Source organism: Pacificibacter marinus, assembly GCF_900109555.1.
GTDB lineage: Bacteria > Pseudomonadota > Alphaproteobacteria > Rhodobacterales > Rhodobacteraceae > Celeribacter > Celeribacter marinus_C.
On sequence record NZ_FNZV01000002.1, the window covers coordinates 175,428 to 201,706 of the forward strand.

Genomic DNA, 26,279 nt, shown 5'->3' on the forward strand with positions numbered 1-26,279 from the left:
ATTTGGTTTTCAAGTGATGAGGCTCAGCCTTAGCAGCCTAAAACCTTGTTTCGTTTTAGGGGGACACTTCATAAATCACGCGCATGCCTAAAGCGCGGCGCGCTAGATGCCCCCCATTCAAAGGGGCGGGATTATCAATCGTCTGCGACCTATATTTCCCAAAAATGTGCGTAAATATTGTGCGAATCCACGGTGTGAATTTTCTGATATGAGTGTCTTTGAAAATCGGAATTTTATTTTATTGATATAAATCAATTACTTGATGGACTTCATGTGGGAATAGCTTCGTAGAGGATAGGTTTTCTGTAATTGTTGGGACGTGCTGCAAGAGGCAGCGTCTAAATTGAAATTGGATGTAAAACTACTTTTGTGGGGCTTATTTCATCCCTCCCAAGAGACCTGTTTTGTCCGATTTCCAATTCTAAGCGTCCACAAGGACACTATTGCCTCATGCACACCAACGGGAGTTCACAATGAAACCTATTACACTTGCTTTTGCGGCGGCATTGACCGCGTTTTCAGCCTTGCCGGGGTTCGGAGAAACCAAACTTACGATGGCGGTCGAAACACCGCCAGGTGACCCGCTCAATGTCATGCTTACAGTTTTTAAAGACGACTTGTTGGCGTCAGAAGATTTCAGCGTCGACTTCTTTGAAAGCGGAGCTATGGGCAATGAAACGGCCCTGACGGAACTTTTGCGCGCAGGTCAGTTGGATGTTGTTCCTTTGGGGTCCGACATTGTCGAACTGGATTCCAAATTTGCGATCTTTGATTTGCCTTTCTTGTTCGATGACAAAGAAACGGCGCGCACCTTGCTTGACGGCGAACTTGGCAGCATGTTGGCCGACTCTTTGCTTGAAACAAACGGATTGAAAGTTCTTGCCTTTGGTGAGCTGGGTTTCCGTGCGATCAGTAACTCTGTGCGCCCCATCGAGACGCCTGCTGATCTTGCTGGGCTAAAACTACGCACACCCGGGTCGCAGACACGTATCATGGCATTCCAAGCACTTGGCGCGGCACCAACGCCTTTGGCATTGGGCGAGGTCTATGTTGCCTTGCGCCAAGGGGTTTTGGACGGTCAAGAAAACCCCCTTTCAGTGGTCAAAGAGTTTTCCTTTGACGAAGTTCAAGAATTCATTTCGCTTACCAATCACGTCTACACGCCCATCACATTGACGATGGCTGGCTCAGTTTGGGACGCACTTTCAGCAGAAGAACAAGAAAAAGTCATGGCTTCCGCAAAAGTGAGTGCCGCGGCCACGCGCACTTTGTCTGATGACAGTGACGCGTCTTTGGTCACCGAATTCACCGCGGCAGGCTTGAAGGTGAATACACCTGACTTGGCGCCGTTTAAAGAAGCCGCTGCGCCTTTGCGCGATGAGTTTGCTCAGATTGTGTCGCCAGAATTCATGGTCGCTGTAGAGGAAATGCTTCAGTGAGTACGCAAATCAACACGATAAATGGGGGCCGTATGGCCCCCAAATTCACCTATGATGGCAATGGTGATCGCTGCCGGATTGGGCTGATTTTTATGGCATCCTCCATTGTTATGGAAGCTGAAATGTGGGCCATGGCCCCAAAAGGTGTTTCCATTCACACGACGCGGATAAAATTGCCAAAGGTAACCGTCGAAGGCATTCAGGCGATGATGGATGCGCCTGAATTGGAACAAGCAGCACGCCTTTTGGCTTCGGCGCCTATTGATGTCTTATGCTTCGGCGGAACCTCTGCATCATTTTTGCATGGCACAGCCTATGATCAGGCCCTCATTGCAAAACTAAAGCAATGGGCGCCGGGAATTGAAGTGAATACGGCCTCAACGGCGTCACTGGCTGGCTTGAAAGCGGTTGGGGCCGAATCCGTTATTCTAGCGACGCCCTATGTTGATGAGGTTCACAACCGTGCCATCCGGTTCCTCGAAGAAAATGGCCACCCCGTTGTCGCCAGTCGCAATCTGAAAATCGACACGGATCAGGCCTTGGCTGAAGTGCCGCTGCAAAAAACTTTCGACATGATTTGTGAAATGGATACGCCAGAAGCAAATGCGGTGTTCATCAGCTGCACGAATTTCTTAACCGCTGGATTGATCGACGCTGTCGAAAAGGAATTGGGGAAACCAGTTGTTTCTGCTGTCCAATCATCGTTTTGGCATTCGCTTCGTCTTGGGGGTGTCGCGGATGATTGCCCTGGCTACGGCGCACTTTTCCAACATGGCTTGCCTGAGGTGAGAGAATGAACACGGTAATCACCTTTATACGAGGCAACGCGGTCAAGGGGCCAATCGCTAAGATAGCAATTCATGGCACTGAAATGCTCGCCGCGGCGCTGATGGGATTGATTGTTGTTCTTGTGTTGGCGAATGCGCTGGGGCGGTATATTTTCGACAATCCTCTGCCGTGGAGCGAAGAAATCGTTATGACAGCGATGATTTGGGTCGCCTCCGTTGGTATACTTCTGGGAGTCTGGCGTGGGAGTTTGATCTGCTGTGATGTTTTGGTCATGCGTCTACCGATCCGTGCGCGCCGTATACTTGGTGTTGTCTGCGGCGCAATAGGCAGTTTCACGCTGGCCTTTTTCGCCGTAAAAATCGGGGCCTATCTCAACCTCTTTGGCACGGATGTTTCTCCGATCCTAAGGATGCCAAAAGGTCTTGGTATTTCAGCTCTCATGCTGAGCATGGCGGGAATGGCTGCCGTGTTGCTCTTGCGCACTGCACAAGCAGCCTTCGGAGGTCGTACGACATGATGGGCCTCGCTGCTGCAACAATTGTAACACTGTGTGTGTTTGCGCTCGCTGGTTTGCCGATCATCGTGGCGTTGGCGGCGTCAGTTGTGGTCTTTTTGACCTTTTCGGGTGGCTGGATGCTGGCGATGCCACAACAGACATTGGTCGGCTTGTCTGATTACATCCTTGTCACATTACCTCTATTTATTCTGGCTGGCGGTATCATGAATGCAGGGGGAATAGCGGATCGCCTATTCGCGCTTGCCAGCGCGTTGCTTGGCTGGATGCGGGGCGGCTTGGCACATGTAAATGTCGCTGTCAGCTTGATGTTTGGCGGCATGATCGGCACCTCTGTTGCAGATCTTGCGGGCAGCGGGTCTGTCATTATTCCAAAGATGAAGGAGGCTGGCTATCCCGGACCATTCGCGGCGGCATTGACCGCGACATCGTCTGGTATCGGGGTCTTGGTGCCTCCGTCATCGCCAATGATCCTCTATTCTGCAGTGACTGGGACTTCGCTGGGCGCAATGTTTCTTGCTGGGGCCATTCCGGGATTGCTTATGGCATTGGCTCTTATGATTACGATTGGTTTTCTTGCGCGATATCATGGTTGGAAACCCGCGCAAGGATTTTCTTGGCTGCTTTTGGTCAAGACTGGACGGGCGGCGATCTTGCCGATGGGAATGCCTGTGTTGATCCTTGGCGGATTGGTGTTTGGCCTATTTACGCCATCTGAGGCTGGTGCCTTTGCGGTCGCTTACGCGCTCTTTTTATCTATGATCGTGTATCGTAGCCTCGATTTTCGCGGTCTTTACCGCGTGGCTGTAGATGCCGCCATTTTGACGGGCGAAGTTCTCATGGTCGTTGGATTGTCTACGGCATTAGGGTGGGCCTTGTCACAAGCTCGCGTCCCTATCGCTTTGGCTGAGGTTATGACGGTTCTGTTCCCGTTTGAATCGGTGGTTCTTCAAATTGTCTCGTTGCTGTTGCTTGCGTTGATCGCGGGCATGGTACTCGATCCCTTGATCCCGATGATTATGCCTGTTTTGCTGCCCTCGTTGATGACGTTGGATGTAGACCTCGTGCATTTCGGGGTTCTGATGGTGATGACTGTCGCCATCGGGCAGGTGACGCCTCCAGTTGCTCTTGCGCTTTTGGTGGCCGCACGGATTGGGAATGAAGAGGTGATGGCGGTGACCCGTGCGAACACAGCTTTCCTACTCGCGATGATTGCATTGCTGTTGGTCTTGATATTGGTGCCATCATTGTCGCTTTGGCTACCTAGTTTTCTTATGTAAATTCAGCGGCTCGGTGTCGGTTGTACAGGGGGGCAGACTATCGATTTCCCCTTGTATGCCGGCGCTCAAAGCCAGCGCGTTTGAAGCGCACAAGCACGTCTAACATATTGGTATATGTCCATTGCCCATGTTTCAGGGGCCACCAACACTTGAGGTAATTATGCTGAACATTCTTTCCAATCGCACGTATCGAAACCTCTTTGCGGCACAAGTTGTTGCGCTCTTGGGAACGGGGTTGGCGACAACCGCGTTGGGTCTTTTGGCGTATGACCTCTCTGGCGCGAATGCAGCCAAGACGCTTGGCATCATTTTTACCATCAAGATGATCGCATATGTCTGTGTCGCGCCAATCGCTGGCGCGGTTGCCGTTCGGATGGACCGTCGCCGGTTGTTAATTGGCCTCGATATTGTGCGAGCGACATGTGCGCTTGCATTATTTTTCGTAACGGAAGTTTGGCAGGTTTATCTATTGATCTTGGCGCTGCAGTCAGCTTCGGCGGCGTTCACACCAACCTTTCAAGCGACATTGCCTGATGTTCTTCCCGATGAAGCCGATTATACGCGCGCGCTATCGCTATCACGGTTGGCCTATGATCTGGAAAACATTTTGAGCCCGACTGTGGCGGCGCTTTTGCTGCTCGTGATGAGCTCTGGATCGCTCTTTTTAGGGACTGTGGCTGGCTTTGTGGGGTCTGCCTTGCTCGTCGCGTCTGTATTGCTGCCGTCTGCCAGTACAGCCAAGCAAAGCAAGGTCTTCGGTGGCATGGCGCGGGGATTTCATATCTATTTTGCGACACCACGCTTACGTGGATTGCTTGCTTTGAACCTTGCTGCTTCTGCTGCTGGCGCGATGGTTTTGGTCAACACAATCATTGCTGTCAAAGAATTGCTTGGTCTTTCTGATAGCGGGCTTGCGTGGACGATGTTTGCTTTCGGAGCAGGATCAATGCTGGCAGCACTAGTTTTGCCGCGTTTTCTCACAAGGGTCTCTGATCGTCTGGCTATGATATCGGGTGCGTTTTTGATGCTGTTCGCGTTGGTCGGTCTGTGCCTATTGATCGCGATAAACGGCTTAAGCTGGGCCTATTTACTCGGGGCTTGGGCACTTGTTGGATTTGGCTACTCGGTTGTGCTCACACCTTCGGGGCGCATTTTGCGACGCTCGGCCAACCCTGAGGATCGCACTGCGCTCTTTTCTGTGCAATTTGCCCTAAGCCATGGCTGTTGGCTCATAACCTATCCGCTGTCGGGGTGGACGATGACGACCTTCGGAATGATCCCAGCCTTGATTGTGTTGGCGAGCCTTACGCTTTTGGGGATCATAATTTGTCTCGTGCAGTGGCCTGCAAACGACAGAAGCCAAGTCGGGCACACGCATGCGAACTTGCCATTGGATCACCCACACCTCAACGGAAAACGCACACATGAACATGCTCTCATTATAGATGAGTTACACCCTTACTGGAGAACGCATTTCTAAGGCATTTAATCTAGGTGAGGTGGGCTAGGTGCGCGTCTTGAGATCAACTTCGCTTCAGGCCATACCGCGCACCTCACCTGAACGCGTAGCTGTCAAAATCAAAAACAAAAGAGCTTGGCGTCCAACGCTCAAATCCGTGCGCTCAAATCCGTGCGCTCAAATCCGTGCGCGCAAATAGGTGGGTCGCAATAGGTGGCAGGTCGCGCCATGGAACTGATGGGAAATTGACAACGCGGTCCCGCTTGCTTTTTTGCTTTGGTAGGAGTGCTGTCACTGCCGAGACAGGATTGGTCGCGGCAAACTCATGCGCAAGGCACCATGTCATGACCCGTTCACATCTCTGACGCACGCGACTGGCGGTTTCGGGTTTGGTGAGCCAGAGCGGTTTCAAAAGCCGTGCAAAGTCAGCGGTTGACTTAACGCGGCCCAAGCTTTCATCAGATTTGGGTGTGGGGCTTTCGACGCTGAACAAGTGGGTTCAGCAACATCAGCACGAGGATTTGATGTCTGGTTCGCATGAAGACGTTGAGAAGGAGAGCAACCGATGGGAAACAAGACGCAAAACATAGGGGGCTATATTCCAGTATATCAACGGGTTTTATATTCCAAGGCGCAGGTGACGGCGTTCATGTTTTTTGATCATTCAAACGTCAGTTTATTCTGCGGAGCGGACCTTGATGCATTGCGCAGCGAAGGTCCGGTTTTACCTTCATCCCTTATCAAAGAACCCCAAGTGTTCTTGCTGCTCACCATACTTAATCACGGTTTTGCCAGAGCGCAGATTAATGCGATCTATGGTGGCGGAGAACGTTTCGCGTTTGCTGTCTTTCACAGTGAACCTTACCGACGCTCAAAGAAGCGCATGATTGTATTGGCTGTAAGGGATTGGTCGGTCAAAACCACACCGTTTTCGACAGCGCGATGCTCGACTTCGCTCTGCGTAATATAATCCATCAGAGCAATCAGATCGCCGGTCGTGAAGTCCATTCCGACAATACTTGGGGTGTCTTCTTTGCGAATTTCATCGGTAAGGGGGGCAATTTCGCGTTCAAACGCATCAGCACTTAAGACCCTTAGCACTCCATTGGCCGTCCAGTATTGAAAGCCTCCCCTCAAAACCTCGAAGCCTTTGTACAAGCCACCGAGCTGGGCCTTGAGGGCTTTATGGTGCTTTTCGTGAGCAACAACATTTACCCCACAAATGCCGTTGACTGTGTTGGGGTGCTTCAGCCATTCTGGCACATAGATAAGATCGGGACGATGTTGCTGGCATAAAAAGAACGACAATCGCGGGAATGTGGCATCGGGCATCAGCGCGAGCGTGGTTTTTGTGCGCCCCTCCGTACCGTTAGGCAGGATCACATCGCGCCCAAAGTCCAAATGCCCAGCGACGGCCAAGCCCGCTTTCTGCGCATGTTTGGCATCCTCCACTGAATTGGTGCTGTGCAACGCCGATAGGGCGACGCCTTCGCGAATATTCAAATGCTCATAGACATGCCGCCCAAACCGAAAATCCCCCGCAGGTACTTCGTCCAGCAGCGTGTCATCATAGATGCCCATAATCTCAAGCAGGCAACAGTCAAACATGGCAAGGCTTGTGCTGGTGCCCCAAGGGTGCTTGCCGATGGCTGTCATGTTGAAGCCCAAAGATATCAGGCGTTCGCGCAGCGCATCAATGTCGCGGGTCGCAAGCAGCGGGTGATCAATTCCAAATGAAGCGTTCATGATGAGGTCCCTTTTGTCTGCACAAAGCTGACGCGTGCTGACCCGCGTAATCGGGCTTTTGATCCAACAGCAACCATGCCCTCGGGGATGTCTTCCACAACGATTGAACCCGCTGCGATATTAGCGTGCGCCCCGATGGTGATACCGCCCAAAAGGATGGCTCCTGCACCGATCACCGCACCTGTGCCAACATGAGGGTGGCGTTGTGCACCACTATCATTCAGCGTGCTGCCAAGAGTGACGTTATGCCAAATCGATACGTCTTCGCCGATCACAGACGTCTCACCGACGACAAAGCCTAAACCATGGTCAAGCCACAGGCCCGCGCCGATCTGTGCGGCAGGGTGGATGTCCGTCGCGAATGCGCGTCCACAACTCACCTTTATCGCGAGTGATAGGTTCGTATCACCGTCCACCCAAAGTTTGTGGGCTACGCGGTGCGCCATGATGGCCTGCACCCCTCGAGAGAACAGCAATGTTGCGGGCTGGCCACCTGGTTCAAAATTTCGACGCGCGGTTTCGGCAATGTCATAGACGGTTGTTTTAACCAGTTGGCTATCCGAGGCATAGACCGATTGAACAACGTTCCCAATGGAAACGCTGTTGCAAAGCTGACAGAACAAAGCCCCCGCCAATTGCGGGAAATCCTCAAAGGCGCTGAGACTAAGCACCTTCGCCAATTGTGGGTCACCGTTCAACAACGCTTGGACGTCTTCAACCAGTTTCATCAATTTTTCCTTTAGGACACATAGCCGAAAGCGATCCGTGGTGTTGGCGCGCTGTCAAGCCAGACGCTTTTGGCGGATGTGTATTCCATCAGGGCATCCGTGCCGCTAGAGCGTCCAAAACCAGAGTTGAGAGAGCCTCCAAAGGGGGAAGACACATGGATCGCTTTATAACTGTTGATCCAGAATGTCCCTGCGCGCACGGCATCTGCCATCCGGTGCGCACGGCCAACGTCAGCGGTCCAAACCGCACCTGCCAGACCGAAGTTGGTGGCATTGGCGAGAGCAATTGCATCGGCTTCGTCCTCAAACGGGATTGCGGTAACAACGGGGCCAAAAATTTCGGTTTGGGCGGCTGTCGCGGTATTGGACAGGCCGTCCAAAATCGTTGGCGGCACGAAGTAGCCTTGGGGTTTAGTATCAGAGCGCGTGAGAACGGATGCCCCTGCGTTTTTGGCGTTCATGACCATGTCGCGGACGTGGGCAAACTGACGGGCATTGCTAATCGGGCCAACTTCGGTTGCGTCATCCAATGGATCGCCTAGTTTGATGTTGTTCATGCCCTTTGACAGCATACCAACCAATTCGGCGTGAACCGATTTATGCACCAGCAATCGTGACCCAGCCACGCAGCTTTGCCCCGCACCGGAGAAGATCGCCGCCTGTGCGCCCAAACAGGCATGTTCCAGATTTGCATCCTCAAAGACGATATTCGCCGACTTGCCACCGAGTTCCAGAACCACAGGTTTTAAGGCCTCGGCTGCGGCAACGGCGACCCGTTTGCCTGTTTCGGGCGAGCCAACAAATACAACTTTTCGTACTGCGGAATGCGCGATAGCGGCCTGTCCTGATGTTGGCCCCAAACCGCACAGCACGTTCACCAAGCCAACGGGCAAGCCGACACTTTCGGCAATTTTAACAAGGGCGACTGTGGTGAGTGGCGTCAGCTCGCTGGGCTTGATCACCACGCCATTGCCCGTCGCGATGGCTGGTGCGATCTGCCAACCTGCGGTGAAAATAGGTGCGTTCCAAGGGGTGATCTGGAACACCACGCCAAGCGGTTCACGTAGTGTGTAGTTCAGATGACCAGACGGCACTGGGATGACCTCGCCGTGCAGTTTGTCTGCCCACCCCGCATAATAGGCGAACATTTCTGCGACCTTGGTCACTTCGATCCGACAGTCTCGGATCGGCTTGCCTGCAATAATAGCTTCGATCGTCGCGAGGGGCTCGACCTTCTCAAGGACAGCCCGCCCGATGTCTTGCATGACCTGCCCTCGGGCTGCTGCCGAGATGCCTTTGGCCCATGCCGTTTGCGCCTGTCGCGCGGCGTCACAGGCGTTCGCTGCCAATGCGTTCCCTGCGTCGGCATAGGTAAACAGAACCTCTTCGGTGAAGGGGTCAACCAATTGCACTTCGGATCCCGTCCCATCGACCAACTCGCCGTTGATCAGGCTTTGAGGGTGTGTGCCAAGCCCGACAACCGCCATTGCCTCCAGTAGTTTTTGCTTACGGTCTGTCATTTCAAACCTCCTTTGGGCTTGTTTTGACGATTGCATTAAAATCGTCGCTATCAGCAATATCCGTCGATGCGTTCAGCCAAATGTCCGCGATTGCCGCAAAGCCGCTCAGATCAACATCTGAGGACTTCGCAAGATCAAGCGCAAGCCCTACGTCTTTGCGCATCAGGCCCATTGTGAAACCGGAATCGAACGCATTATTCAAAATCCATTTGGGAAAGTTGACCTCGCTGACACCGCTACGACCAGACCCAGCGTTGATCCCCTCAAGCAGGTCTGCTGGCGCGACGCCCGCAGCTCGACCCAAACGAACCGCTTCGCCGACCAAAACCAGATTGGCTGCGCAGAGCATGTTGTTCGCAATCTTGGCAGCGTGTCCCGCACCTGATCCACCCACTTTGACCGTTTTCGCGGTCAACAAATCCAAGACTGGCCGCAGCGTTTCAATGGCGTCAGGATCACCGCCCAAAAGCATCGTCATCGTACCCGCATTCGCAGCAGCAGGACCGCCACTGACAGGACCGTCAACAAACGAAAATCCGTGATTTTCGCCCTTGGTAGACATGGCTTGTGAGGTTGCGGGTACTGAGGTCGAGGTGTCCAAAATCACTGTATCAGTTTGAATGTCTGGCAATATTTCGACCATCACGGTTTCGACGACGGCGGCTTTCGGCAATGACAATATGATGACATCACAGGCTTTGGCCAAAGCGCCAGCTGACGTCGTTGTCGTTGCCCCGAGGGTTGCCATTTTGCCGCTGATCTCAGGGCTGGGATCAAAGCAAGTTACTTCATACCCGTTTTTGATAAGCTGGGATGCCATGCCGCCGCCCATGTTCCCGCATCCGATAATTCCAAGCCGCATTGTCATTGATCCTTACTTGTGTTGATCCAACTATGTCGTATTGAAATGACGCAATAAATATCAATGCCTAATCAATTTAGTTGCGCCAGATGCAACAAATGGGGTCATTGAAATGCTGACATGCCCGCTAGGTACTTCACTAAAAGTTGGGCTGCCTGCGGGAGCTTTCGGCCCTCTTTTCGAATGAGCGAAGACTGGCCGTCTGGGAAAATCGTGCGTGGGATCGCGCGCGCCACCATGAGACCCGCTGAAAGTTCGCTTTCAACAACAAACCTTGGCAAGATCGTACACCCCATGTCGTTGCGCACGAACGCCTTGAGCGCAGAGATCGATCCTGTTTCGATCACCGCCCGCAGCCTTACCCCTTGCTTGGCTTCAACTGCCGTGATCATCGCCCCAATTCCAAAGCTCTTTGGGGGCACCGCGCAGGGTATCTCGGCAAGTTCATCCAATGTGAAAGGACGGCCTGAATCATATGACCCACCGCGTTTGACCAATCCTACAAGTGGTTGGGCGCAAGATGTTTGAACCCGCACGTGCGGTGTTTTCGGAACATTATAGGCTAACCCTAAATGTGTCTGCTCTGACGTGACTTGATGCAGGACATCCTCTGTAGACCCGACTGACAGAGAAAATGTGATGTCGGGGTAGGCTGATGAAAATGCAACCAAGGTGTTGTCAAACAAGTCACCAACAAATCCTTCGCCAACGGCGATTGATACATTGCCGCGCTTCATACCCGCAAGGGCGTCAAACTCAGATTGAAGAAGGTCCAATACGCTTTCTTGTTGGGAGAGAAACGCGATCAACAATTCTCCCGCCTCGGTCGCGCGAACGCCAAGTCGCCCACGTTCGACCAAGGTCGTGGCGAGAACTTTTTCGAGCGCAGAGATGTTGCGGCTGACGGTCGAAGGTTCCAAGCCCAGCTGTTCAGCGGCGGCACGCACTGTTCCACACTGAACTGCGGTCAGGAAGCAGGAGGTTTGTCTTGGATCAAGGTTTTGCATACACGACGTTTACCGCAACGAATTGTGCGTGATCAATGTATTTTATGCAATAAATAGGCGGTCTAAATCGCCGACAGCGGACATTGCTTATCCGTCAGCCGAACGGCATGCCTGTGACGCGCGAGTTGTTTGGACAGGTTTACACAATCCGCTATCAAGACGTTGTGAGGATGGTGGCTTGAACGAACACGTGGAGCGGCTCGAAATCGCGACAGGTCCACGAGCCCAGAGTTAAAATTTTGTGCAATACAGATATGATCCCAACAGTCCCTGATCAATCACTCTCAGGCTTTTTTAAAGCAATGCAACGCCCTCCAATAACATGAGCATCTGCTTCGTCATGTGTGACCATGAGCGCAGGTATACCGCGCGCTGCAATGTGCGAAAATGTAAAATGCCGTATTTCGTCACGTAGGCTTGAATCAAGTTTGGAAAATGGCTCATCAAGCAAAACCGCTTCAGGCTCGGCCAATAAGGTGCGCATAAGTGCTGCGCGCGCCCGCTGACCACCCGAAAGCGCCGCTGAATCATCATCGTAACGACCGGCTAGACCAGCCTGCTTTAGGGCCGCCTCAACCGTGCTGCGCCGCATTGCGCGCCCTTTGATATGTGAAGGTAATCCGAATGCGAGGTTGTCTCCGACAGAAAGGTGCGGAAACAAGTGGGCGTCTTGAAACATCAACCCGACCTGACGGGTTTCTGCCGGTATCGTGCTTATTTCCCGCCCGTTGAGTTTAATCGAACCTGAACAACAGAAACCATGTGTCAGATGACCACCAATCGCATCTAAGAGCGTTGATTTCCCGACGCCGGACGGCCCCATCACGGTCACAACATCGCCCAGCGGCACGCTTAGCGTTAGGGGCGCGAATAGCAGTTCACCGCTTGGGGTTCGCAACGTAAGGGAGGTTAGATCAAGACTCATGTTTGTATGGTTCCGTTCAGGTCGCGGCGGTTGCGGTGTAGGAAAGCGGGTATCAGAAACGCGGCTAAATAGGCCACAAATGGTAGCATTGTTTGCAATGCGGCATAGACCCCAGTGACGCGCCGGTCAGAGCCAGACGATAGGGTGACAGCTTCGGTTGTGAGCGTCGCGATGCGGCCAGCACCCATAAAAAGGGTTGGCAAATATTGAGCAACGGAAACCGCTACGCCTATGGCGGTCGCGGTTAGGATTGGACGTAACAATATGGGTAATTTAATCTTCACCAACCGTTTAAACGGACCGGCACCAAGCGCGGCTGCGCTGTCCAAAGTGCGGTGGTCAAGGCCGCGCCAAGGATCTGACAATGCAATCATCACATAAGGAAAGACAAAGATTGCTTGTGCCCAAATAACGGCAGTCATATCGCCCGATATGCCAATTTTCAAAAATGCGATATTAAGTCCGTAGAGAAACCCGACCTGTGGGATCACAAGTGGAAGATAGATCAACGCTTCTGCCCATGCCGCACGCCCCCGTCGAGCGCGGTCCTCGCCTTCGAGCCATGCAATCGCCAGAGCAACCGAAAGCACCGCTGTCGTTATCGCTAGAAAAACTGTATTGCTTAATGCGCGTTGCCATCCGCTTGAACTGTTGGTCCATGATCGCAAGGACCAACTTTCCGGCAGAAATTGCGGAAAGGGCCAGCGCCAGGCCAGAGACCAAATCAGGAGTGAGAGCATAGCCAACATTCCAATTGCCATCAGAACTACAGTTATAACGCTGGCCAAATGCAAACCCGGTTCCGTTGAAAGTCCGCGTCCGCCGCGACGTAACCACCAACGCCCAACGCGGCGCACAAGGCATTCACCTAACACAAAAACTGCGATGCCGAGTGCTATGATTAAGACTTGCAGGATTGCGCCCGCCGAGGCTGGCAAAATTTGACCCGGATCGGCGGCGTTGAACCAGCGTGTGATGGCGACAGCCAGCGTGGGTGGGTTGGACGGGCCTAAGATCATTGCGACGTCGACGACCGAGAGCGCATAGGCAAGAACGACCCAGACGGGGAGCCGTATCATTGGCCAAACCTGCGGCATTATAATTTTAACCCAGACAACGCCGCGTCCATAGCCAAGTGCGCGTCCGGCCGACACATGTTTGGCGACAGGGATTTGGGTCAACGCCGAGAGGATGACTAGAAGCAAAAATGGTACTTCTTTGATCATCAAGCCAATTATCAGAGCCAGACCCCATGTATCGTTTACTGTCGCTAAATCAGGTGGACGATCCCACCCCACAAAGGGTGCAAGCCCTCGGGCGATCCAGCCAGACGGGGCAAGAACAAAGGCCAATCCAACGGCCAGTGCAGCATGCGGAATGGCAAGAAACGGTGTGAGCATGCGGGCTCCGGCACCCGGTGTGACCCGCGAATGAACCGCCGCGCAAAATCCGGTGGCAAGCAATAGCGAAAATACAGTGGCGCTGACACCCGTCACGAGCGTAAGTTTTAAACTGGAGCCAAACCCCGGAAGCATTACCAATTCACGCCATGGCGCAAGCGATAGCGTATCCCGCCCCAAAGCGGGAAACAGGCCAAACGCTGCGCGCCCTGTTTGCCAAAACCCAAGAAAAATCGGTAAAATTAGACTGAAACCAACAATGCTCAGGACGGTTAAGCGTAGATAACGGCCGTCATTGTTCATTTCGTATAGCGCCGTGCCCAGTCTTCGGTCAGTCGAGTCATCCAACTGGCATGAGGTTCCAAAAGCGTCGGCCCCAGACTTTCGAGTGTGGGAAGCGCATCGGATGCGGGGAGTGCTGCAAATGTTGCTAGGGCAGGGGCATCAAGTTTGGACGGGTCCAGAACAGAGAACGACCCCAGTACATCAATGTTCTGCATATGCGCTTGGGTCTCAGGTGCAATGAGGAAGTTCGCAACGACTTCGGCACCTGCCGCGTGCGCCGCGTTGTAGGGGATAGCGACGAAGCTGATGTTGCCGATGCTGCCGTCTTCGGGCACGAAAACACGGGCGGTTTCTGGCAAAAGCCCTTGGGCGATCGCCGCAGCAGTTGAGGCGGGATCAAGTGACATCGAAATATCCACCGCGCCGTCGTTCAACATCTGTTGCTGGATCGACTCGTTTTCAGGGAATGTTTTACCGTCTCGCCACATATTGGGGCGGAGTGCATCATACCATTCCCAAAGCGGTGCTGTCGTCACGCCGTACGCGGCGTCACTGACAGGCTGTTGCAACACCGAGGCATCGGGTGCCAGTTCGATCAACGCCTGTTTCAGAAAGGTAGCCCCCATAAAGTTCGATGGGGCCGGATGTGTGAAACCGCCGGGGTGATCTGCGGCCCAGCTGACAAAGTCAGCCATGGTGCGCGGCACAACAGAAACCCGGGCACTGTCATAGGTAAAGACAAACTTGGCCAATCGCCACGGGCTTTCCATACCTTCAACGGGCACGGTAAAATCGATCGACGCTGCCGAAGTCGGGCCTAGATCAAGATATTGCGCGTTTGGCAAGTCTGCCACGAAGGGGCCATGCAGCAAACCCTGTTCCTTCATCGCAAGAAAGTTCGGCCCGTTGATCCATATCATATCGATCGAACCATCCTGATCCCGCCCTGCAGCTTTTTCAGAAATCACACGCGTTACGGCTTCGGCTGTGTTCGACAGCTTCACCTGTTCGACTTTCACGCCATATTGCGCTTCTGTCTGTTCGCTCACCCAAGCGATAAACGCATTGGTGCGCTCGTCGCCGCCCCAAGCGTTCCAAAATACGGTCTGGCCGCGCGCTTCATCAAGCGTTTGCTGCCAATCGGCCAGTGCAGGTGTGCCAAACGAAAATGCGAGCGCGGCAATGAGAAGATGTTTCATGAGACGTCCTGTGTTGAAGTTGATTGAGACTGTGGCCGTGCATCGTGTCTATCCTGCGGCTTATGTTCTTTCAGGTCGGTTGGTGCGAAGGCGGTCCAACCATGTGACCAGCGCAAGAGAGTGGTGACCGCACAGGCCGCCGAAAAAAGATAGGCGAGCAATGGAAACAGCGCCGGCCAAAGCACCATCAGGACAAAGAGAGCGATCGTCTCAAAGCCTTCCGTCAAGCCGCCAAGATAGTAGATGCCTTTGGTTGGAAAATCATCGGCTGTGTCGCCGCGTTTGGCCGCGATGGCGGCATATGCCAAAAACGACGACCCCGTGCCAACAAAGGCGGCAATCAAAACGGCAGCAGGCAAAGCGTTCGCAGGGTTTGCCATGGCAAATCCTAACGGGAATACGGCATAAAATACAAAGTCCAGCGCGATATCAAGGAAGGCCCCTCGATCTGTCGGGCCAGTGATCCGTGCGACTGCACCGTCAAGCCCATCCGCGAGACGGTTTATGACGAGAAAGAACAACCCTGCCCAATAGACGCCAAAGGCAATCGCTGGCACAGCTAGAAGACCGATGGCAAATCCGGCAATTGTGATCTGATCTGCGCCTATGCCCCGCGAGACAAGCCAAGTTGCTGGCCGGTCAAGCAAGCGTTTTTGCAGTGGCTGAATTCTTGCATCAAACATGTTCGTTTTCCCTGATGAACGCGCGCAACATTGCCGCTGTCTCGATCAAAACTACGAACAGGATCACCGTATCCAAGCCGGTCATAAAACTGTGTTCGAGGTTTGTCATTTTATGATCCGTTTCATTGGGGCGCAGAGGCGTATAGGTTTTGGACTGTCTCGCATAAATGTGCTGTCTTGCATAAATATGGGTGTCAAAGATATCGCCGATGCAAGAGTTGACGAACTTGTCATCATGTGTGTGCCATTTGCGCGTGGTTGTTCATAGATGGGATGCTTCACGTGTTCCAAGGCTTCCAAGGTCGTTGCTTGAACCCAAAATGTCCATCTAGATTGGGTTTCACAGTCGGGAACTATGGCGACAAGTCAAAATCGCGCGGGGTAAACCGGATATAGCGCAGACTGAAAATCCCGCACGATGCATTCTAGCATAGCAGCACAAACCGCTTTTACGCCTTTTGCCCCTGAGTGTCAGTCTAGGTAGGACTTGTGAAATGCCACATTGTTACAGTTTTTGTGAACACAGCTTCGTGAAAGCCTCAGTGCCGTTCACCTTCACGCGATGTTGCGAACAAATGTCTGGCACATCAGCGATTTGAGGTCCAATCTGATGGACAGGAGTTTTTAGATGCAAATACAACATCCCGCTATCTTTCTATGGTCGTTATGCTCTGTATTAGCAGCGCTGTGTGCTCATACGCCGGATCGCCGCAAAGGGGCGTCTCTTGGACAAGGTTGACCGCGGACAGAGGCGCGATTGGTATCCAGCTTTTCGAATAGTCCTGCGTGTCACCATCTTTGTATTATTGATCTGGCTGACCCATCTCGCTGTTGGCTGGCTGATGGTAAAGATCGAAGATTTGGAAAACGCCGCCGGAGTGCGCATTGGGGTGCTCGGCGCTCTTTTGCTGGTCTATGTTTTACTGATGGCCGTTCCCTTTGTCCCAGGGGCCGAAATCGGAATTTCCCTGATGATGCTCGAGGGCGGCACGCTTGCACCGTTCGTCTACTGTGGCACGTTATTAGGTCTATCGTTGGCCTATTTTGTGGGGCGTCGGGTTGATTGCGCTGTGTTCAAGCAGATTGCGACGGATCTACGTTTGACCAGCGTGAGCGATCTCATCGATGAAATTATACCAATGGATGGAGAACAAAGGCAGAAATTGCTGCAGGCGCGGCTGCCGAAGTGGGTTCCAACGGCGGTGATCCGGTATAAGTACATTGTCTTAGGTCTGCTTTTGAACCTTCCGGGAAATGCGATTATAGGTGGTGGAGGGGGGCTTGCTCTGATCGCCGGTTTCAGTGGGCTTTATGCGACAAGACCTACGGCGCTGACTTTGGCTATCGCGGTCGCGCCCGTTCCGGCAATGGTATATTTTCTTGATTTATACCCTTTTGGATAAGGTCATTTATTGCTCTGCCTGTGGGCCATAGCCGCGGCAGGGACAAGCCGTGCGCCACGGAAGCGCAACTCAAAGCGTGGTCTTTCGATTCCGGACAATTTTCACGGGACACGACCGAAGACAGCTATGGAAGAATGACTGACTGCGAATGCCATGACATTTGATACAGATTGGAACGATCAAGCAGTTGCCTCAAGGCGATAAGTATCACTGGCTAAGCTTTCGATAAAATGCGCCGCCCTCCCAATGGCTTCATGGGTGATCTCTTGCGGCTCTGAGGCGTCACTTACCCGAGACCGGACAATTTACGATATATGCTTTGGTGGGCGCAAGTTAATGGGACTCTCTAAACGACAGACAATCTATCAGACGTTTCCCTATCTCGTAGAGCAAGGCATCGCCCCCCAGATATAGCAAAACACTGCGGACCGCGACGCAATCGCGTTCTCATTTCGGTTGTTGGGGACGTGAACGCAGAGAACTTCCATCGTCTAGCAAAGAAGGCTCGAGCAAAAAAAAGGGTTCAACTTTGACCCTAAACGCTTTTTCACTGACGATGACGAATTGCTGCACTTTGATGGGCGAACATATGTATTTTCGAACCAGGGGGGGGGAGCTAACTGGAAGCATGCCATGGTCGAGCTGCGAGGCTTAGAGCCGAAAATAAATCACAATTTAGCCTGAAGGCACGCTCTGGATGCTCCTGAATTAAAGCCTTACAAAGGGAAGTCTTTCCGGCACCGGCAAAGCCACAAATACCGATTATATTGACTGCGTTGTCTCGATCAAAAAGAGCGATCCGTTCCTGAATTTTTTCAACATTCGAAAACTTGCTACAGGTGCTCATTCAGCAGTCAGAGCATAGAAACCACTTTGTTACAATCTCATGTATCAATCGCAAAAGTATCCAACCGCCTGCTCGGATAAATCGTATTGCCAGCCGAGTTTGATGAGAATTCGCACGCGTTTCGCTATAAACGCATCATCAATGGCGACTGAAAACCACGGTTCTGCCACAACCATGACTCGATCGTTTGCAAGGTGTCTAAAAACAGGTAGACTGGTTTGTATGTTTACGATCACGGGACACAGAGTATGAGCGCCGAGACCATATTGCCTATTGCCGCACACACGCGACGTACGCAGGCTGAGCGATCGCAGGAAACCCGCAGCAAAGTTTGCGAAGCGACGCTTCAGGCGCTCGTTGATGTTGGCTACGCGCAGATATCAACCCCGCTTATCGCGCAAAGGGCACAAGTGTCTCGGGGCGCGCTCACCCACCAATTCCCCACGCGCAACGACATGTTGGTTGCTGCTTTTGAAAAGCTGGTCGACGAGTGGCGAGATGGTTACCCTTTCTCACTCGATCCTGACAAAAAACAGCTCTCGGTGGATGAGTTGGTTGACGCTCTATGGAGTGCCATCTTTGCCAACCGCCGTTACATTGCGGCGATGGAGTTGATGTTGGCTGCGCGCCAAAACAACGAGCTAGGCCATGCGCTTCGCGATATTCTCGTGACGTGGATTCGTAAACGGGACCGGATCACTGTACGGCTGGTCGGTGGAAATATCGATGATACCGAAGCAGATTTGAAGGTGCAGTTGCACCTCTCCGTGCTCCGAGGAATCGCCATGCATCAGAGCTTTGATTCAGACCCGCAGACGGTAAAAAAGCTGATTGAGTTGTGGAAACAGATCGCTCGAAAGGCCTGATTTGCGCTCTGATTGACGCTTTTAGCCAAAATGCTCGAAAATTAACATCTTATATAGATTAATTATTACAATGGCTTGACGCATGTTTTGGTGCTCAATGCCATTTTTTTTGTCTGCGGCATATTTTTTCACATGTCACACCTTGATTTGCGAACAGACCTGATTGCATGATACAAACAGTGCTGCTCGCAAGGTTCCGATTGGACGCGGGTGAACTGCAAAGACTGCTCGGTCGCACGGGCCACAACAAGGAAGATCACATGAACATTAGCCCCCTTCTTAGCACTCTCGTAGGCCTTGGCCTTTTCGCCGCCACACCTGCGTTTGCTACCACTTGGGATCTGTCCAACGAATATCCTGCTGGTTCGCTTCAGGGACAAACCGCTGAATTTTTCGCTAAGGCAGTGGCCGAAAAGACCGATGGTGAGATTGAAGTGACGATCCACCACGGCGCGTCGCTCGGCTACAAAAGCGTTGATCATTTCGATGCTGTCGGTGACGGCGCCCTGCAGGCAGCGTCCTCGGCCTTCGTTTTCTGGACTGGTATCGACCCCATCTTTCAGCTGTCGTCACTGCCTTTCCTCGCACCGACATCCAAGGATATTCATGACCTCTACGTGTTGGCTAAGCCAGAGTATGAAAAGGTCCTAGAAGACAACAACCAGATGCTATTGCTGACAACGCCGTGGCCGTCCTCGGGTCTTTGGGGTGACAAGCCCTTTACGTCTACCGCCGACCTAGAAGGCGTGAAGGTACGCACCTATGATGTCGCTTCCACCGAAACAATTAAAAATGCTGGCGCCTTCCCGATCCAAATTTCTTGGGCCGATGTCCCGGCGCAGCTTTCGACCAATGCGATCGACGCCGTTCTCACCTCGCCCAATGGCGGCGTGGGCGTACAGATGTGGGAACTGCAGTCGGATTTCACCAATGTGAACTATGCCTCCTCGCTGCAAGCGATCCACCTTAACCTCGATGCTTGGGACGATCTCAGCGAAGAGACGCAGGTTGCCGTTAAGGAGGCTGCGGTTGAGGCGGAAGACTTCGGCTGGGGCTTGCTGGCTGATGCGACTGCCAAGGATTTCGACACAATGCGCGAAAACGGCATGACTGTGACTGAGGAAATCCCCGCTGACTTTGCTCGAAACCTGACCGCAGCCGCGCAACCATTCATCGACAAATGGCTCGAAGAGACTGGTGAACGCGCGCAGTCGATCATGACAGCCTACCAAAGCCGCTAATACCTCCCCGACTGGCGTGGGCGGCCGTTGTTGCTGCCCGCGCATTTTCTCTCTTTTGGAGGTCCGCATGGCCCGCTTTTATTCCAACGTTTTCGCCTTGTCTCGACTGGCTGCCGTGATCGCCGCATGTGCGCTGGTCTATATGGTAAGCCACATCGCCTACGAGATTATTCTGCGGAGCTTCTTCGCCACCTCGACTTTCGTTCTCGACGAATTTGTCGGCTACGCGATTGGCATCTGTATCATCTGGTCGCTGGGATATGTGCTTGAACATGGAGACCTGATCCGTGTCGGTCTCGTGCTTGATCGTCTGCCTGAACGGGCGCAGCAGTTGCTTACCGCCGTGTCGGCGCTGGTGGCCTGTGCGCTCTCTGTTGGGCTGGCTTGGATGTTCTGGATCCGCGTCGCTCGGGCATGGTCGCGGGGCACCGTTTCCTCTTCAGTTGCCGCCGTGCCGACGTGGATTCCCGAAGGGGCGATCATGGTGGGGCTTGGGGTCTTCGCGCTGGCTGCTTTTGCGCATGGGTTGCGCCATATCACCGGCCACCCGTCACCCGCCCCGCATACGCCGCTGGCCACGCCGGTCGAATAACCCGACCCATCGGAGATATCATATGGACACGCTCTTTACTGCGGCCGCGACACTGGCCTTTCTTTTGTTCTTCCTCGGGCTTGGTGTCTGGGTCTTCATCTCGTTGGCCCTCGTGGCGACCGCCGCGCTGTTCTTCCTGCATGGTATGGACCTGTCGCGCATCGGTTCGATCGCTGCGGGCATCATTTATCGCTATTCTACCAGTTGGGAGCTTTCAGCCATTCCAATGTTCATCTGGATGGGCGAGATCATCTTTCGTACCGACATCTCAGCGCGGCTGTTTCGCGGTTTGTCACCCTTTGTCGACTACATCCCCGGCCGCCTGTTGCACACCAACGTACTGGGGTGCACGCTTTTCGCAGCAGTTTCAGGCTCGTCCCCAGCCACCACCGCCACCGTGGGCCGCATCACCACGCGCGAGCTTTCTGCACGTGGTTACGACGACCGCCTGTCGCTCGGCTCTCTCGCTGGCGCGGGCAGCCTCGGGCTGTTGATTCCACCATCAATCGTGATGATCGTCTACGGCATCCTTGCCGAGCAGTCGATTTCGCGCCTCTTCGCCGCTGGCGTACTGCCGGGACTGATGATCAGCGCGCTCTATTCAGGCTATATCATGTTGCGCACGACACTGAGTCCTGCACTGGTTCCAGCAAAGCGCGAGGCACGCAATGCGCTCGATTTCCTGCGTGCGATATGGGATCTCGTGCCGCTGGCCGTTCTGATGACCATCGTCCTCGGTTCGATCTACACTGGCATTGCGACTCCTTCCGAAGCCGCCGCCGTCGGCGTCATCACTGCTATCGCCATTGCGTTGGTCACGCGTCAGCTGTCGCTGGCCTTGCTGCGGGACACGTTAATGGGGGCGCTGCGCACCTCATGTATGGTCTGCTCAATCCTGATTACTGCAGCTTTCATGTCCACCGCCATCGGTTACTTGCATATCCCTGCGGATGTGGCTGACGGTATCGCTTCGCTGCACCTGCCGCCATGGGGGCTGCTGGTGGTGTTGTCGCTGTTCTACCTCGGCCTCGGATTCTTCCTCGATGGTACCTCAATTGTGGTCATGAGCTTGCCGATCTCACTTCCGTTGGCGCTTCAGGCGGGCTTCGATCCGATATGGTTCGGTGTCTACCTTGTGTTGATGGTTGAGATGGCACAGGTGACCCCCCCTGTGGGCTTTAACCTCTTCGTTCTTCAGGGCATCTCGGGCCGCTCTATCAGCTATGTAGCACGCGCCGCGTTGCCATTTTTCGTGCTGATGCTGCTGGGTGTCGTGCTGCTGGCTGTCTTCCCTGACATAGCCCTGTGGCTCCCAAACTTCTTATATGGATGAAACAATGACTACCTTAACTGTCGATCTCTCTGTGCTGATGCGCGCGCAGACCCAACTGAATCAGCCATACTCCCTGTTTCAAACCGTACAAGACATCTGCGAAGCCCGTTTCGGCTTTCGTTTTCTGACTGTACTGAAAAACCTGCCAGGCACTGGAAACGTCATGCGCATGCACAGTTCCGAGCCCGACTACCCCACAGGAGCGCTTAAGCCCATGGGCCTAACCGAATGGGGCAAAGTGGTGCTGGATGGCGGCCAGAGCTGGCTCGGTAACTCCCGTGAGGACGTGCTCTGGGCCTTCCCCGACGCCGAGTTGATCCTCTCCAAGGGCTGCGAAGCCTGTGCTTGTGCACCCGTGGTCTGGGCGGGGCGCTGCGTAGGGGTTCTATCGCTGAACGCCGCGCGGGATAGCTACTCCTCCGAGGACATGACTGACATAAATTTAATCGCGCAGACGCTCGCGCCAGCGCTGATCTGACACCAAAAGGACGACAGAAATGACCACTCTACTTATTAAGAACGCCCGCATCGTTGATGGTACCGCGCCGCAACCGACCGATCCGATGCAGATCGCCATCGAAGATGGCCGCATCCGCGAGGTGGGTGCGCAAGTATCCTTTAACGCGGCAGAAGAGCTGGACCTCAACGGGCTGACTGTCATGCCTGGCTTGATCGACTGCCACGTTCACACCATCGCCTCAAGTGCGAACCTTGGTTTGAATGCCTCACTGCCGTCTTCACTGGTGGCGGCGCGTGCCGCGACCCTAATGAAGAACATGATCATGCGCGGCTTTACCACTGTGCGTGATCTGGGCGGCGCCGACCGTGGCTTGCAGCAGGCCGTCGAAGAAGGCCACTTCACCGCACCGCGTCTCGTGATCTGTGGGAAAGCCCTGTCCCAGACCGGCGGCCACACCGACTACCGTGGCCCCTATGACAACCGTGATGTTGGCTGGTACGCTCAGGCGCTCGGCACGCTGGGGCGGATCTGCGACGGCAAGCCCGAGCTGCTGCGTGCTGCGCGGGAAGAGCTAAAGGGCGGCGCTCAGTTCTTGAAGGTCATGGCGGATGGCGGCGTATCCTCGCCCTCGGACCCCGTCGGTTACCTTGTCTACTCGGTCGACGAGCTGAAGGCGCTGGTCGAAGTGGCTAATGGTTTTGGCACTTATGTCTCTGCGCACCTTTATGCCGATGAAGCCATCGTACGTGCGCTCGACTGCGGCATCACCTGCATCGAGCACGGCAACCTGATCGGTGACGAGACCATCAAGCGTGTAGCGCGTGAAGGGGCCATCGTGGTGCCAACGAACATCACTTACGACTTGCTGGCCCGCAAAGGCGCAGAGTTCGGTCTGCCGCCGGAATCGGTGGCAAAGGTGTCCGACGTCCGTGAGGCGGGTCTGGAGCGATTGGTGAAGCTGCACGACGCTGGTGTGACCATGGGCTACGGCTCGGACCTGTTGGGTGGAATGCAGACCGAACAGTCGGGCGAATTCCCGCTGCGCGGCCGCTATATCCCCGCTGATGCGGTGATCCGCTCCGCCACCGTCGATGCCGCCAAGGTGCTGCGGATGGAAGGCGAAGTGGGCGTTATAGCGCCTGGTGCTTATGCCGACATCATCGCTGTCGAGGGCAACCCGCTGGAAAACCTCGACTTGCTGACCGGACAGGGGGCCCACCTTCCACTGATCATGCAGGGCGGGCGTGCAATCAAAAAGGCGGCAAGCCTCTAAGCATTCACGAAAGCCACCATAAGCGCGGGCGGCGGGAGTCGCCCGCTGACCAACTCAGAGAAAAACTGAAATGCCTGATGTGACTTGCTAGAAACATCAGGTTAATGGGCCAACACGAACTCATCGTATGAGAATCTTTGTGCGGTTTTGAGGCAACGTCAAAGTTAAGTATTTGCGCCCTCAGATGTGAGTTTTCTTAGAGTCGCTCTGTGCGCAACATCTGAGCTACGCCTCCATGCGCCGTCTGGCCTGCTTTATCCAGCACCGGAATATGAGGATTGATGTCGCGATCAATGAGCCATCCGAGCATTGGCCCTGATCCATATCTGTTGACCTATCTGCTCCAAGATAACGGCCTAGCTCGTTGTAAACATTTCTTGTAGATAGACCTATGGCATGCATTTTCTGTGAAATCGCTGCAGGTAAAGCACCTGCATATATTCTCTTTCAAAACGAGACTGTGCTGGTTTTCCTGTCTTTAGAGGGCCATCCTTTAGTCGTACCGCAACGCCACTTCGCTGGATTAGATGAGCTTGACGCGCAAACGGGTGCGGCAATCATGCAAACTGCTGGAATGGTTGCAACGGCTTTGCGCGATGTAACCGATTGTGAAGGTGTAAATTTAATTCTGTCCGATGGACAAGCTGCCGGACAAGAGGTTTTTCATCTGCACATGCACGTTAAACCTCGCTGGACGGATGATAGGGTGGTCTTAACTTGGGATACCAGCACGACACCAGCGATCGAACGCACCGCTTTGGCACAGGCGCTGAAAACACGGCTGGCTCGATTGGTTTAGCGTACTAAAACGGCCATTTACGGATGAAGCCAAAACAGCAGTTCTATCCGCACAGCAGAAATCGGTGACATTTTCTGAATGCCCATCTGGATGCAGGTGCAGCAGAGGTCGACTTGGAACCCAGAGCGACCAATGCTACGGCGTGTACGACGGTCAGATTTGCGCGTGGATCGATGGTTGCTCTTCTCCGAGGTGCCTATGTTCGACCGAGTATTTTCTCAGCCGAAATAAAGACCTCTTCAAGCTCAGAGGTCAGCTTTCCAGAATTTTTTATAGCTTGCTTGTCCGCGTTTACTCCCTGAGCAAGCTCCTCAATGAGGCCTGGCTTGAGTTTTTCCAAACGGGGAAGAAGCGCTGTCAGTATATAGTTTGCCCCAGCATCGTCTTTTTTCATCGTTTTCCCCTTTTTTCAAATCCAAGTGTCCAGAGCGATAAAAGATAATACTTCATTCCCAAAAGAGCCATACGCCAAGTGCAAACAAATGGCAGCAATGCCCGCACACCCGACCTCGGACACGACTGAAATCGAGCACCCGCAGTGAATGGTGGGTCTGGTGAAGCTGCAATGTGGCGCTTGACGCCGAGATTAAGGTCCGGTTCGGGCCGCTTGCCAATGGCAAAGGATGGTATGACACAATAGAGGGTTGTAACTGCGCCGAGTCGACGGTTTTGGCTTTTGCAAACAAATTGGAAATATGGGCAGAATATGCTTTAAGTTAGTCAAACAAGAAAGGATTTATCGTATCAATAAGTTTGACCCCAAGACGCTATCAATAGCTCATCAAGACGTGGTTAAAAGCACCCGTCGATGGCTTGATCAAATGGTCGTCGGATTAAATCTATGCCCATTCGCCTCTAGCGTCATAGCTCGAGACCAAGTGTATTATGCCGTATGTGATACCACCACCGAGACACACCTAAAGCAGTTCTGTGTGGATGAATTACAGCGCCTGCTTGGGGCAAACGAAATTGATATTTCCACAAGTTTGCTCATGTTCACTCATGGTCTAGAAGACTTCGGTGATTACCTCGACTTACTCGACTGGTTTCAGCATCTCTTGGAGAATGCCGAGCTGACAGAGCATGTGCAATTGGCGTCATTTCATCCTCACTATCAATTTGACGGTGTAGCTGCAGACGATCTGAGTCACTTTACCAATCGCTCGCCCTATCCGACCATACATATTTTGCGTCAAGATCAGATGACTAAAGTTCTCGCTCACGTTTCGGACCCCGAGAAGATTTATGTAGATAACATAAAAACATTGAATAAACTTGGTCGCCGACAGATCGAAGCACTCTGCCCTTGGGGTATCCCCCGCGCAGTCGAGCAGGACCTGTTCGAAGAACTACAGGAGACTGCACGCGATAGTTGAGGCCACGTCAACCAGCTTTCAGAAGCGTTGCTAAGCTCGATCAACAGCGCGCTGAAGGCAAGATGCACCTGATGATTTGAAACTGGTCGCGCTTGTCTGATGCGAGGATGAGTCTTTTCCGGATCAGGCGAAGTCAGGTCAGGTCGCTTACGCGTCCGTGAATTTGGGCGCTGTCATCGCTTCCTCTCCTTCTTTCCGCCAAGAAAATAGCAGTCGAAAACTCTAACTCAAAATGGTTCAATTTACATGGGAC

The 26,279-nt window shown here is 53.4% G+C and carries 25 protein-coding genes; 14 read left to right on the forward strand and 11 right to left on the reverse strand.

Going from position 1 to position 26,279, the window contains the following annotated elements:
• The first annotated feature begins 473 nt into the window (after window positions 1-473).
• The 5 genes from BM025_RS04045 (at window position 474) to BM025_RS04065 (ending at window position 5,502) form a co-directional block, all read left to right on the forward strand.
• Entirely contained in the window at window positions 474-1,439 is a 966-nt protein-coding gene (locus tag BM025_RS04045; protein WP_085847804.1) for a TRAP transporter substrate-binding protein, read from the forward strand.
• On the forward strand, window positions 1,436-2,236 hold the full coding sequence (locus BM025_RS04050) for a maleate cis-trans isomerase family protein (protein WP_211753556.1): 801 nt from the start codon (window positions 1,436-1,438) through the stop codon (window positions 2,234-2,236). Before BM025_RS04045 ends, BM025_RS04050 begins: the two co-directional genes overlap by 4 nt.
• Window positions 2,233-2,745, forward strand: a complete 513-nt coding sequence (locus BM025_RS04055) for a TRAP transporter small permease (RefSeq protein ID WP_085847802.1) — start codon at window positions 2,233-2,235, stop codon at window positions 2,743-2,745. Before BM025_RS04050 ends, BM025_RS04055 begins: the two co-directional genes overlap by 4 nt.
• The gene (locus tag BM025_RS04060) at window positions 2,742-4,022 is read left to right on the forward strand and encodes a TRAP transporter large permease (protein ID WP_085847801.1); all 1,281 of its coding nucleotides are present in this window, start codon (window positions 2,742-2,744) and stop codon (window positions 4,020-4,022) included. Before BM025_RS04055 ends, BM025_RS04060 begins: the two co-directional genes overlap by 4 nt.
• Window positions 4,023-4,182: 160 nt before the next feature.
• Window positions 4,183-5,502, forward strand: a complete 1,320-nt coding sequence (locus tag BM025_RS04065; protein WP_085847800.1) for an MFS transporter — start codon at window positions 4,183-4,185, stop codon at window positions 5,500-5,502.
• A gap of 142 nt (window positions 5,503-5,644) precedes the next feature.
• On the opposite strand, the gene BM025_RS19710 is transcribed toward BM025_RS04065, so the two are convergent.
• The 10 genes from BM025_RS19710 to BM025_RS04115 form a co-directional block, all read right to left on the reverse strand.
• A complete protein-coding gene (locus tag BM025_RS19710; RefSeq protein ID WP_085847799.1) occupies window positions 5,645-5,974 on the reverse strand; it encodes a phage integrase central domain-containing protein in 330 nt (109 codons plus the stop codon).
• 368 nt (window positions 5,975-6,342) lie between these two features.
• A complete protein-coding gene (locus BM025_RS04075) occupies window positions 6,343-7,227 on the reverse strand; it encodes a VOC family protein (protein WP_085847798.1) in 885 nt (294 codons plus the stop codon).
• Window positions 7,224-7,955 carry a serine acetyltransferase gene (locus BM025_RS04080; RefSeq protein ID WP_085847797.1) on the reverse strand — a complete coding sequence of 244 codons (732 nt, stop codon included), beginning with the start codon at window positions 7,953-7,955 and terminating at the stop codon, window positions 7,224-7,226. The genes BM025_RS04075 and BM025_RS04080 overlap by 4 nt, the downstream gene beginning before the upstream one ends.
• 11 nt (window positions 7,956-7,966) lie before the next feature.
• On the reverse strand, window positions 7,967-9,475 hold the full coding sequence (locus BM025_RS04085; RefSeq protein WP_085847796.1) for an aldehyde dehydrogenase family protein: 1,509 nt from the start codon (window positions 9,473-9,475) through the stop codon (window positions 7,967-7,969).
• Between the two features lies 1 nt (window position 9,476).
• Window positions 9,477-10,337 carry an NAD(P)-dependent oxidoreductase gene (locus BM025_RS04090; RefSeq protein ID WP_211753557.1) on the reverse strand — a complete coding sequence of 287 codons (861 nt, stop codon included), beginning with the start codon at window positions 10,335-10,337 and terminating at the stop codon, window positions 9,477-9,479.
• Between the two features lie 104 nt (window positions 10,338-10,441).
• On the reverse strand, window positions 10,442-11,344 hold the full coding sequence (locus BM025_RS04095) for a LysR family transcriptional regulator (RefSeq protein WP_085847794.1): 903 nt from the start codon (window positions 11,342-11,344) through the stop codon (window positions 10,442-10,444).
• A 274-nt stretch (window positions 11,345-11,618) separates the two neighbouring features.
• Entirely contained in the window at window positions 11,619-12,269 is a 651-nt protein-coding gene (locus tag BM025_RS04100; protein WP_085847793.1) for an ATP-binding cassette domain-containing protein, read from the reverse strand.
• Window positions 12,266-13,972, reverse strand: a complete 1,707-nt coding sequence (locus tag BM025_RS04105; protein ID WP_085847792.1) for an ABC transporter permease — start codon at window positions 13,970-13,972, stop codon at window positions 12,266-12,268. The genes BM025_RS04100 and BM025_RS04105 overlap by 4 nt, the downstream gene beginning before the upstream one ends.
• Complete coding sequence (locus tag BM025_RS04110) at window positions 13,969-15,153, reverse strand: ABC transporter substrate-binding protein (protein ID WP_085847791.1); 1,185 nt, start codon at window positions 15,151-15,153, stop codon at window positions 13,969-13,971. The genes BM025_RS04105 and BM025_RS04110 overlap by 4 nt, the downstream gene beginning before the upstream one ends.
• The gene (locus BM025_RS04115; RefSeq protein ID WP_085847790.1) at window positions 15,150-15,836 is read right to left on the reverse strand and encodes a CDP-alcohol phosphatidyltransferase family protein; all 687 of its coding nucleotides are present in this window, start codon (window positions 15,834-15,836) and stop codon (window positions 15,150-15,152) included. The genes BM025_RS04110 and BM025_RS04115 overlap by 4 nt, the downstream gene beginning before the upstream one ends.
• Before the next feature lie 725 nt (window positions 15,837-16,561).
• Between BM025_RS04115 and BM025_RS04125 the strand changes: the two genes are divergently transcribed.
• The 8 genes from BM025_RS04125 to BM025_RS04160 all read left to right on the forward strand — a co-directional run bounded on the left by BM025_RS04125 (window position 16,562) and on the right by BM025_RS04160 (window position 24,650).
• The gene (locus BM025_RS04125; RefSeq protein ID WP_085847788.1) at window positions 16,562-17,239 is read left to right on the forward strand and encodes a hypothetical protein; all 678 of its coding nucleotides are present in this window, start codon (window positions 16,562-16,564) and stop codon (window positions 17,237-17,239) included.
• Window positions 17,240-18,334: 1,095 nt separating this feature from the next.
• Window positions 18,335-18,952, forward strand: coding sequence for a TetR/AcrR family transcriptional regulator (locus BM025_RS04130; RefSeq protein ID WP_085847787.1), 618 nt, complete (start codon window positions 18,335-18,337; stop codon window positions 18,950-18,952).
• A 260-nt stretch (window positions 18,953-19,212) separates the two neighbouring features.
• Window positions 19,213-20,193 carry a TRAP transporter substrate-binding protein gene (locus BM025_RS04135; protein WP_170842112.1) on the forward strand — a complete coding sequence of 327 codons (981 nt, stop codon included), beginning with the start codon at window positions 19,213-19,215 and terminating at the stop codon, window positions 20,191-20,193.
• A gap of 67 nt (window positions 20,194-20,260) precedes the next feature.
• The gene (locus BM025_RS04140) at window positions 20,261-20,785 is read left to right on the forward strand and encodes a TRAP transporter small permease subunit (RefSeq protein ID WP_085847785.1); all 525 of its coding nucleotides are present in this window, start codon (window positions 20,261-20,263) and stop codon (window positions 20,783-20,785) included.
• Between the two features lie 22 nt (window positions 20,786-20,807).
• Window positions 20,808-22,118 carry a TRAP transporter large permease gene (locus BM025_RS04145; RefSeq protein ID WP_085847784.1) on the forward strand — a complete coding sequence of 437 codons (1,311 nt, stop codon included), beginning with the start codon at window positions 20,808-20,810 and terminating at the stop codon, window positions 22,116-22,118.
• A 4-nt stretch (window positions 22,119-22,122) separates the two neighbouring features.
• The gene (locus BM025_RS04150; protein WP_085847783.1) at window positions 22,123-22,596 is read left to right on the forward strand and encodes a GAF domain-containing protein; all 474 of its coding nucleotides are present in this window, start codon (window positions 22,123-22,125) and stop codon (window positions 22,594-22,596) included.
• Between the two features lie 19 nt (window positions 22,597-22,615).
• A complete protein-coding gene (locus tag BM025_RS04155; protein WP_085847782.1) occupies window positions 22,616-23,851 on the forward strand; it encodes a metal-dependent hydrolase family protein in 1,236 nt (411 codons plus the stop codon).
• A gap of 391 nt (window positions 23,852-24,242) precedes the next feature.
• Window positions 24,243-24,650 (forward strand): HIT family protein, encoded by a 408-nt coding sequence (locus tag BM025_RS04160; protein ID WP_085847781.1) that lies wholly within the window; start codon window positions 24,243-24,245, stop codon window positions 24,648-24,650.
• A gap of 196 nt (window positions 24,651-24,846) precedes the next feature.
• On the opposite strand, the gene BM025_RS04165 is transcribed toward BM025_RS04160, so the two are convergent.
• The gene (locus BM025_RS04165; protein ID WP_085847780.1) at window positions 24,847-25,044 is read right to left on the reverse strand and encodes a hypothetical protein; all 198 of its coding nucleotides are present in this window, start codon (window positions 25,042-25,044) and stop codon (window positions 24,847-24,849) included.
• 301 nt (window positions 25,045-25,345) lie between these two features.
• Here BM025_RS04165 and BM025_RS04170 point away from each other — a divergent pair, with 301 nt between their 5' ends.
• A complete protein-coding gene (locus BM025_RS04170; protein ID WP_280139328.1) occupies window positions 25,346-26,026 on the forward strand; it encodes a DUF1415 domain-containing protein in 681 nt (226 codons plus the stop codon).
• Window positions 26,027-26,279 lie beyond the last annotated feature (253 nt).

What these genes read in the sequence shown, in the direction of transcription:
- BM025_RS04095 (WP_085847794.1), bottom strand. Translation starts at nt 11,344, where the DNA reads ATGCAAAACCTTGATCCAAGACAAACCTCCTGCTTCCTGACCGCAGTT.
- BM025_RS04135 (WP_170842112.1), top strand. Translation starts at nt 19,213, where the DNA reads ATGAACATTAGCCCCCTTCTTAGCACTCTCGTAGGCCTTGGCCTTTTC.
- BM025_RS04085 (WP_085847796.1), bottom strand. Translation starts at nt 9,475, where the DNA reads ATGACAGACCGTAAGCAAAAACTACTGGAGGCAATGGCGGTTGTCGGG.
- BM025_RS04065 (WP_085847800.1), top strand. Translation starts at nt 4,183, where the DNA reads ATGCTGAACATTCTTTCCAATCGCACGTATCGAAACCTCTTTGCGGCA.
- BM025_RS04150 (WP_085847783.1), top strand. Translation starts at nt 22,123, where the DNA reads ATGACTACCTTAACTGTCGATCTCTCTGTGCTGATGCGCGCGCAGACC.
- BM025_RS04045 (WP_085847804.1), top strand. Translation starts at nt 474, where the DNA reads ATGAAACCTATTACACTTGCTTTTGCGGCGGCATTGACCGCGTTTTCA.
- BM025_RS04155 (WP_085847782.1), top strand. Translation starts at nt 22,616, where the DNA reads ATGACCACTCTACTTATTAAGAACGCCCGCATCGTTGATGGTACCGCG.
- BM025_RS04080 (WP_085847797.1), bottom strand. Translation starts at nt 7,955, where the DNA reads ATGAAACTGGTTGAAGACGTCCAAGCGTTGTTGAACGGTGACCCACAA.
- BM025_RS04060 (WP_085847801.1), top strand. Translation starts at nt 2,742, where the DNA reads ATGATGGGCCTCGCTGCTGCAACAATTGTAACACTGTGTGTGTTTGCG.
- BM025_RS04055 (WP_085847802.1), top strand. Translation starts at nt 2,233, where the DNA reads ATGAACACGGTAATCACCTTTATACGAGGCAACGCGGTCAAGGGGCCA.
- BM025_RS04100 (WP_085847793.1), bottom strand. Translation starts at nt 12,269, where the DNA reads ATGAGTCTTGATCTAACCTCCCTTACGTTGCGAACCCCAAGCGGTGAA.
- BM025_RS04090 (WP_211753557.1), bottom strand. Translation starts at nt 10,337, where the DNA reads ATGCGGCTTGGAATTATCGGATGCGGGAACATGGGCGGCGGCATGGCA.
- BM025_RS04110 (WP_085847791.1), bottom strand. Translation starts at nt 15,153, where the DNA reads ATGAAACATCTTCTCATTGCCGCGCTCGCATTTTCGTTTGGCACACCT.
- BM025_RS04160 (WP_085847781.1), top strand. Translation starts at nt 24,243, where the DNA reads ATGGCATGCATTTTCTGTGAAATCGCTGCAGGTAAAGCACCTGCATAT.
- BM025_RS04105 (WP_085847792.1), bottom strand. Translation starts at nt 13,972, where the DNA reads ATGAACAATGACGGCCGTTATCTACGCTTAACCGTCCTGAGCATTGTT.
- BM025_RS04075 (WP_085847798.1), bottom strand. Translation starts at nt 7,227, where the DNA reads ATGAACGCTTCATTTGGAATTGATCACCCGCTGCTTGCGACCCGCGAC.
- BM025_RS04115 (WP_085847790.1), bottom strand. Translation starts at nt 15,836, where the DNA reads ATGTTTGATGCAAGAATTCAGCCACTGCAAAAACGCTTGCTTGACCGG.
- BM025_RS04145 (WP_085847784.1), top strand. Translation starts at nt 20,808, where the DNA reads ATGGACACGCTCTTTACTGCGGCCGCGACACTGGCCTTTCTTTTGTTC.
- BM025_RS04140 (WP_085847785.1), top strand. Translation starts at nt 20,261, where the DNA reads ATGGCCCGCTTTTATTCCAACGTTTTCGCCTTGTCTCGACTGGCTGCC.
- BM025_RS04165 (WP_085847780.1), bottom strand. Translation starts at nt 25,044, where the DNA reads ATGAAAAAAGACGATGCTGGGGCAAACTATATACTGACAGCGCTTCTT.
- BM025_RS04130 (WP_085847787.1), top strand. Translation starts at nt 18,335, where the DNA reads ATGAGCGCCGAGACCATATTGCCTATTGCCGCACACACGCGACGTACG.
- BM025_RS04170 (WP_280139328.1), top strand. Translation starts at nt 25,346, where the DNA reads ATGGGCAGAATATGCTTTAAGTTAGTCAAACAAGAAAGGATTTATCGT.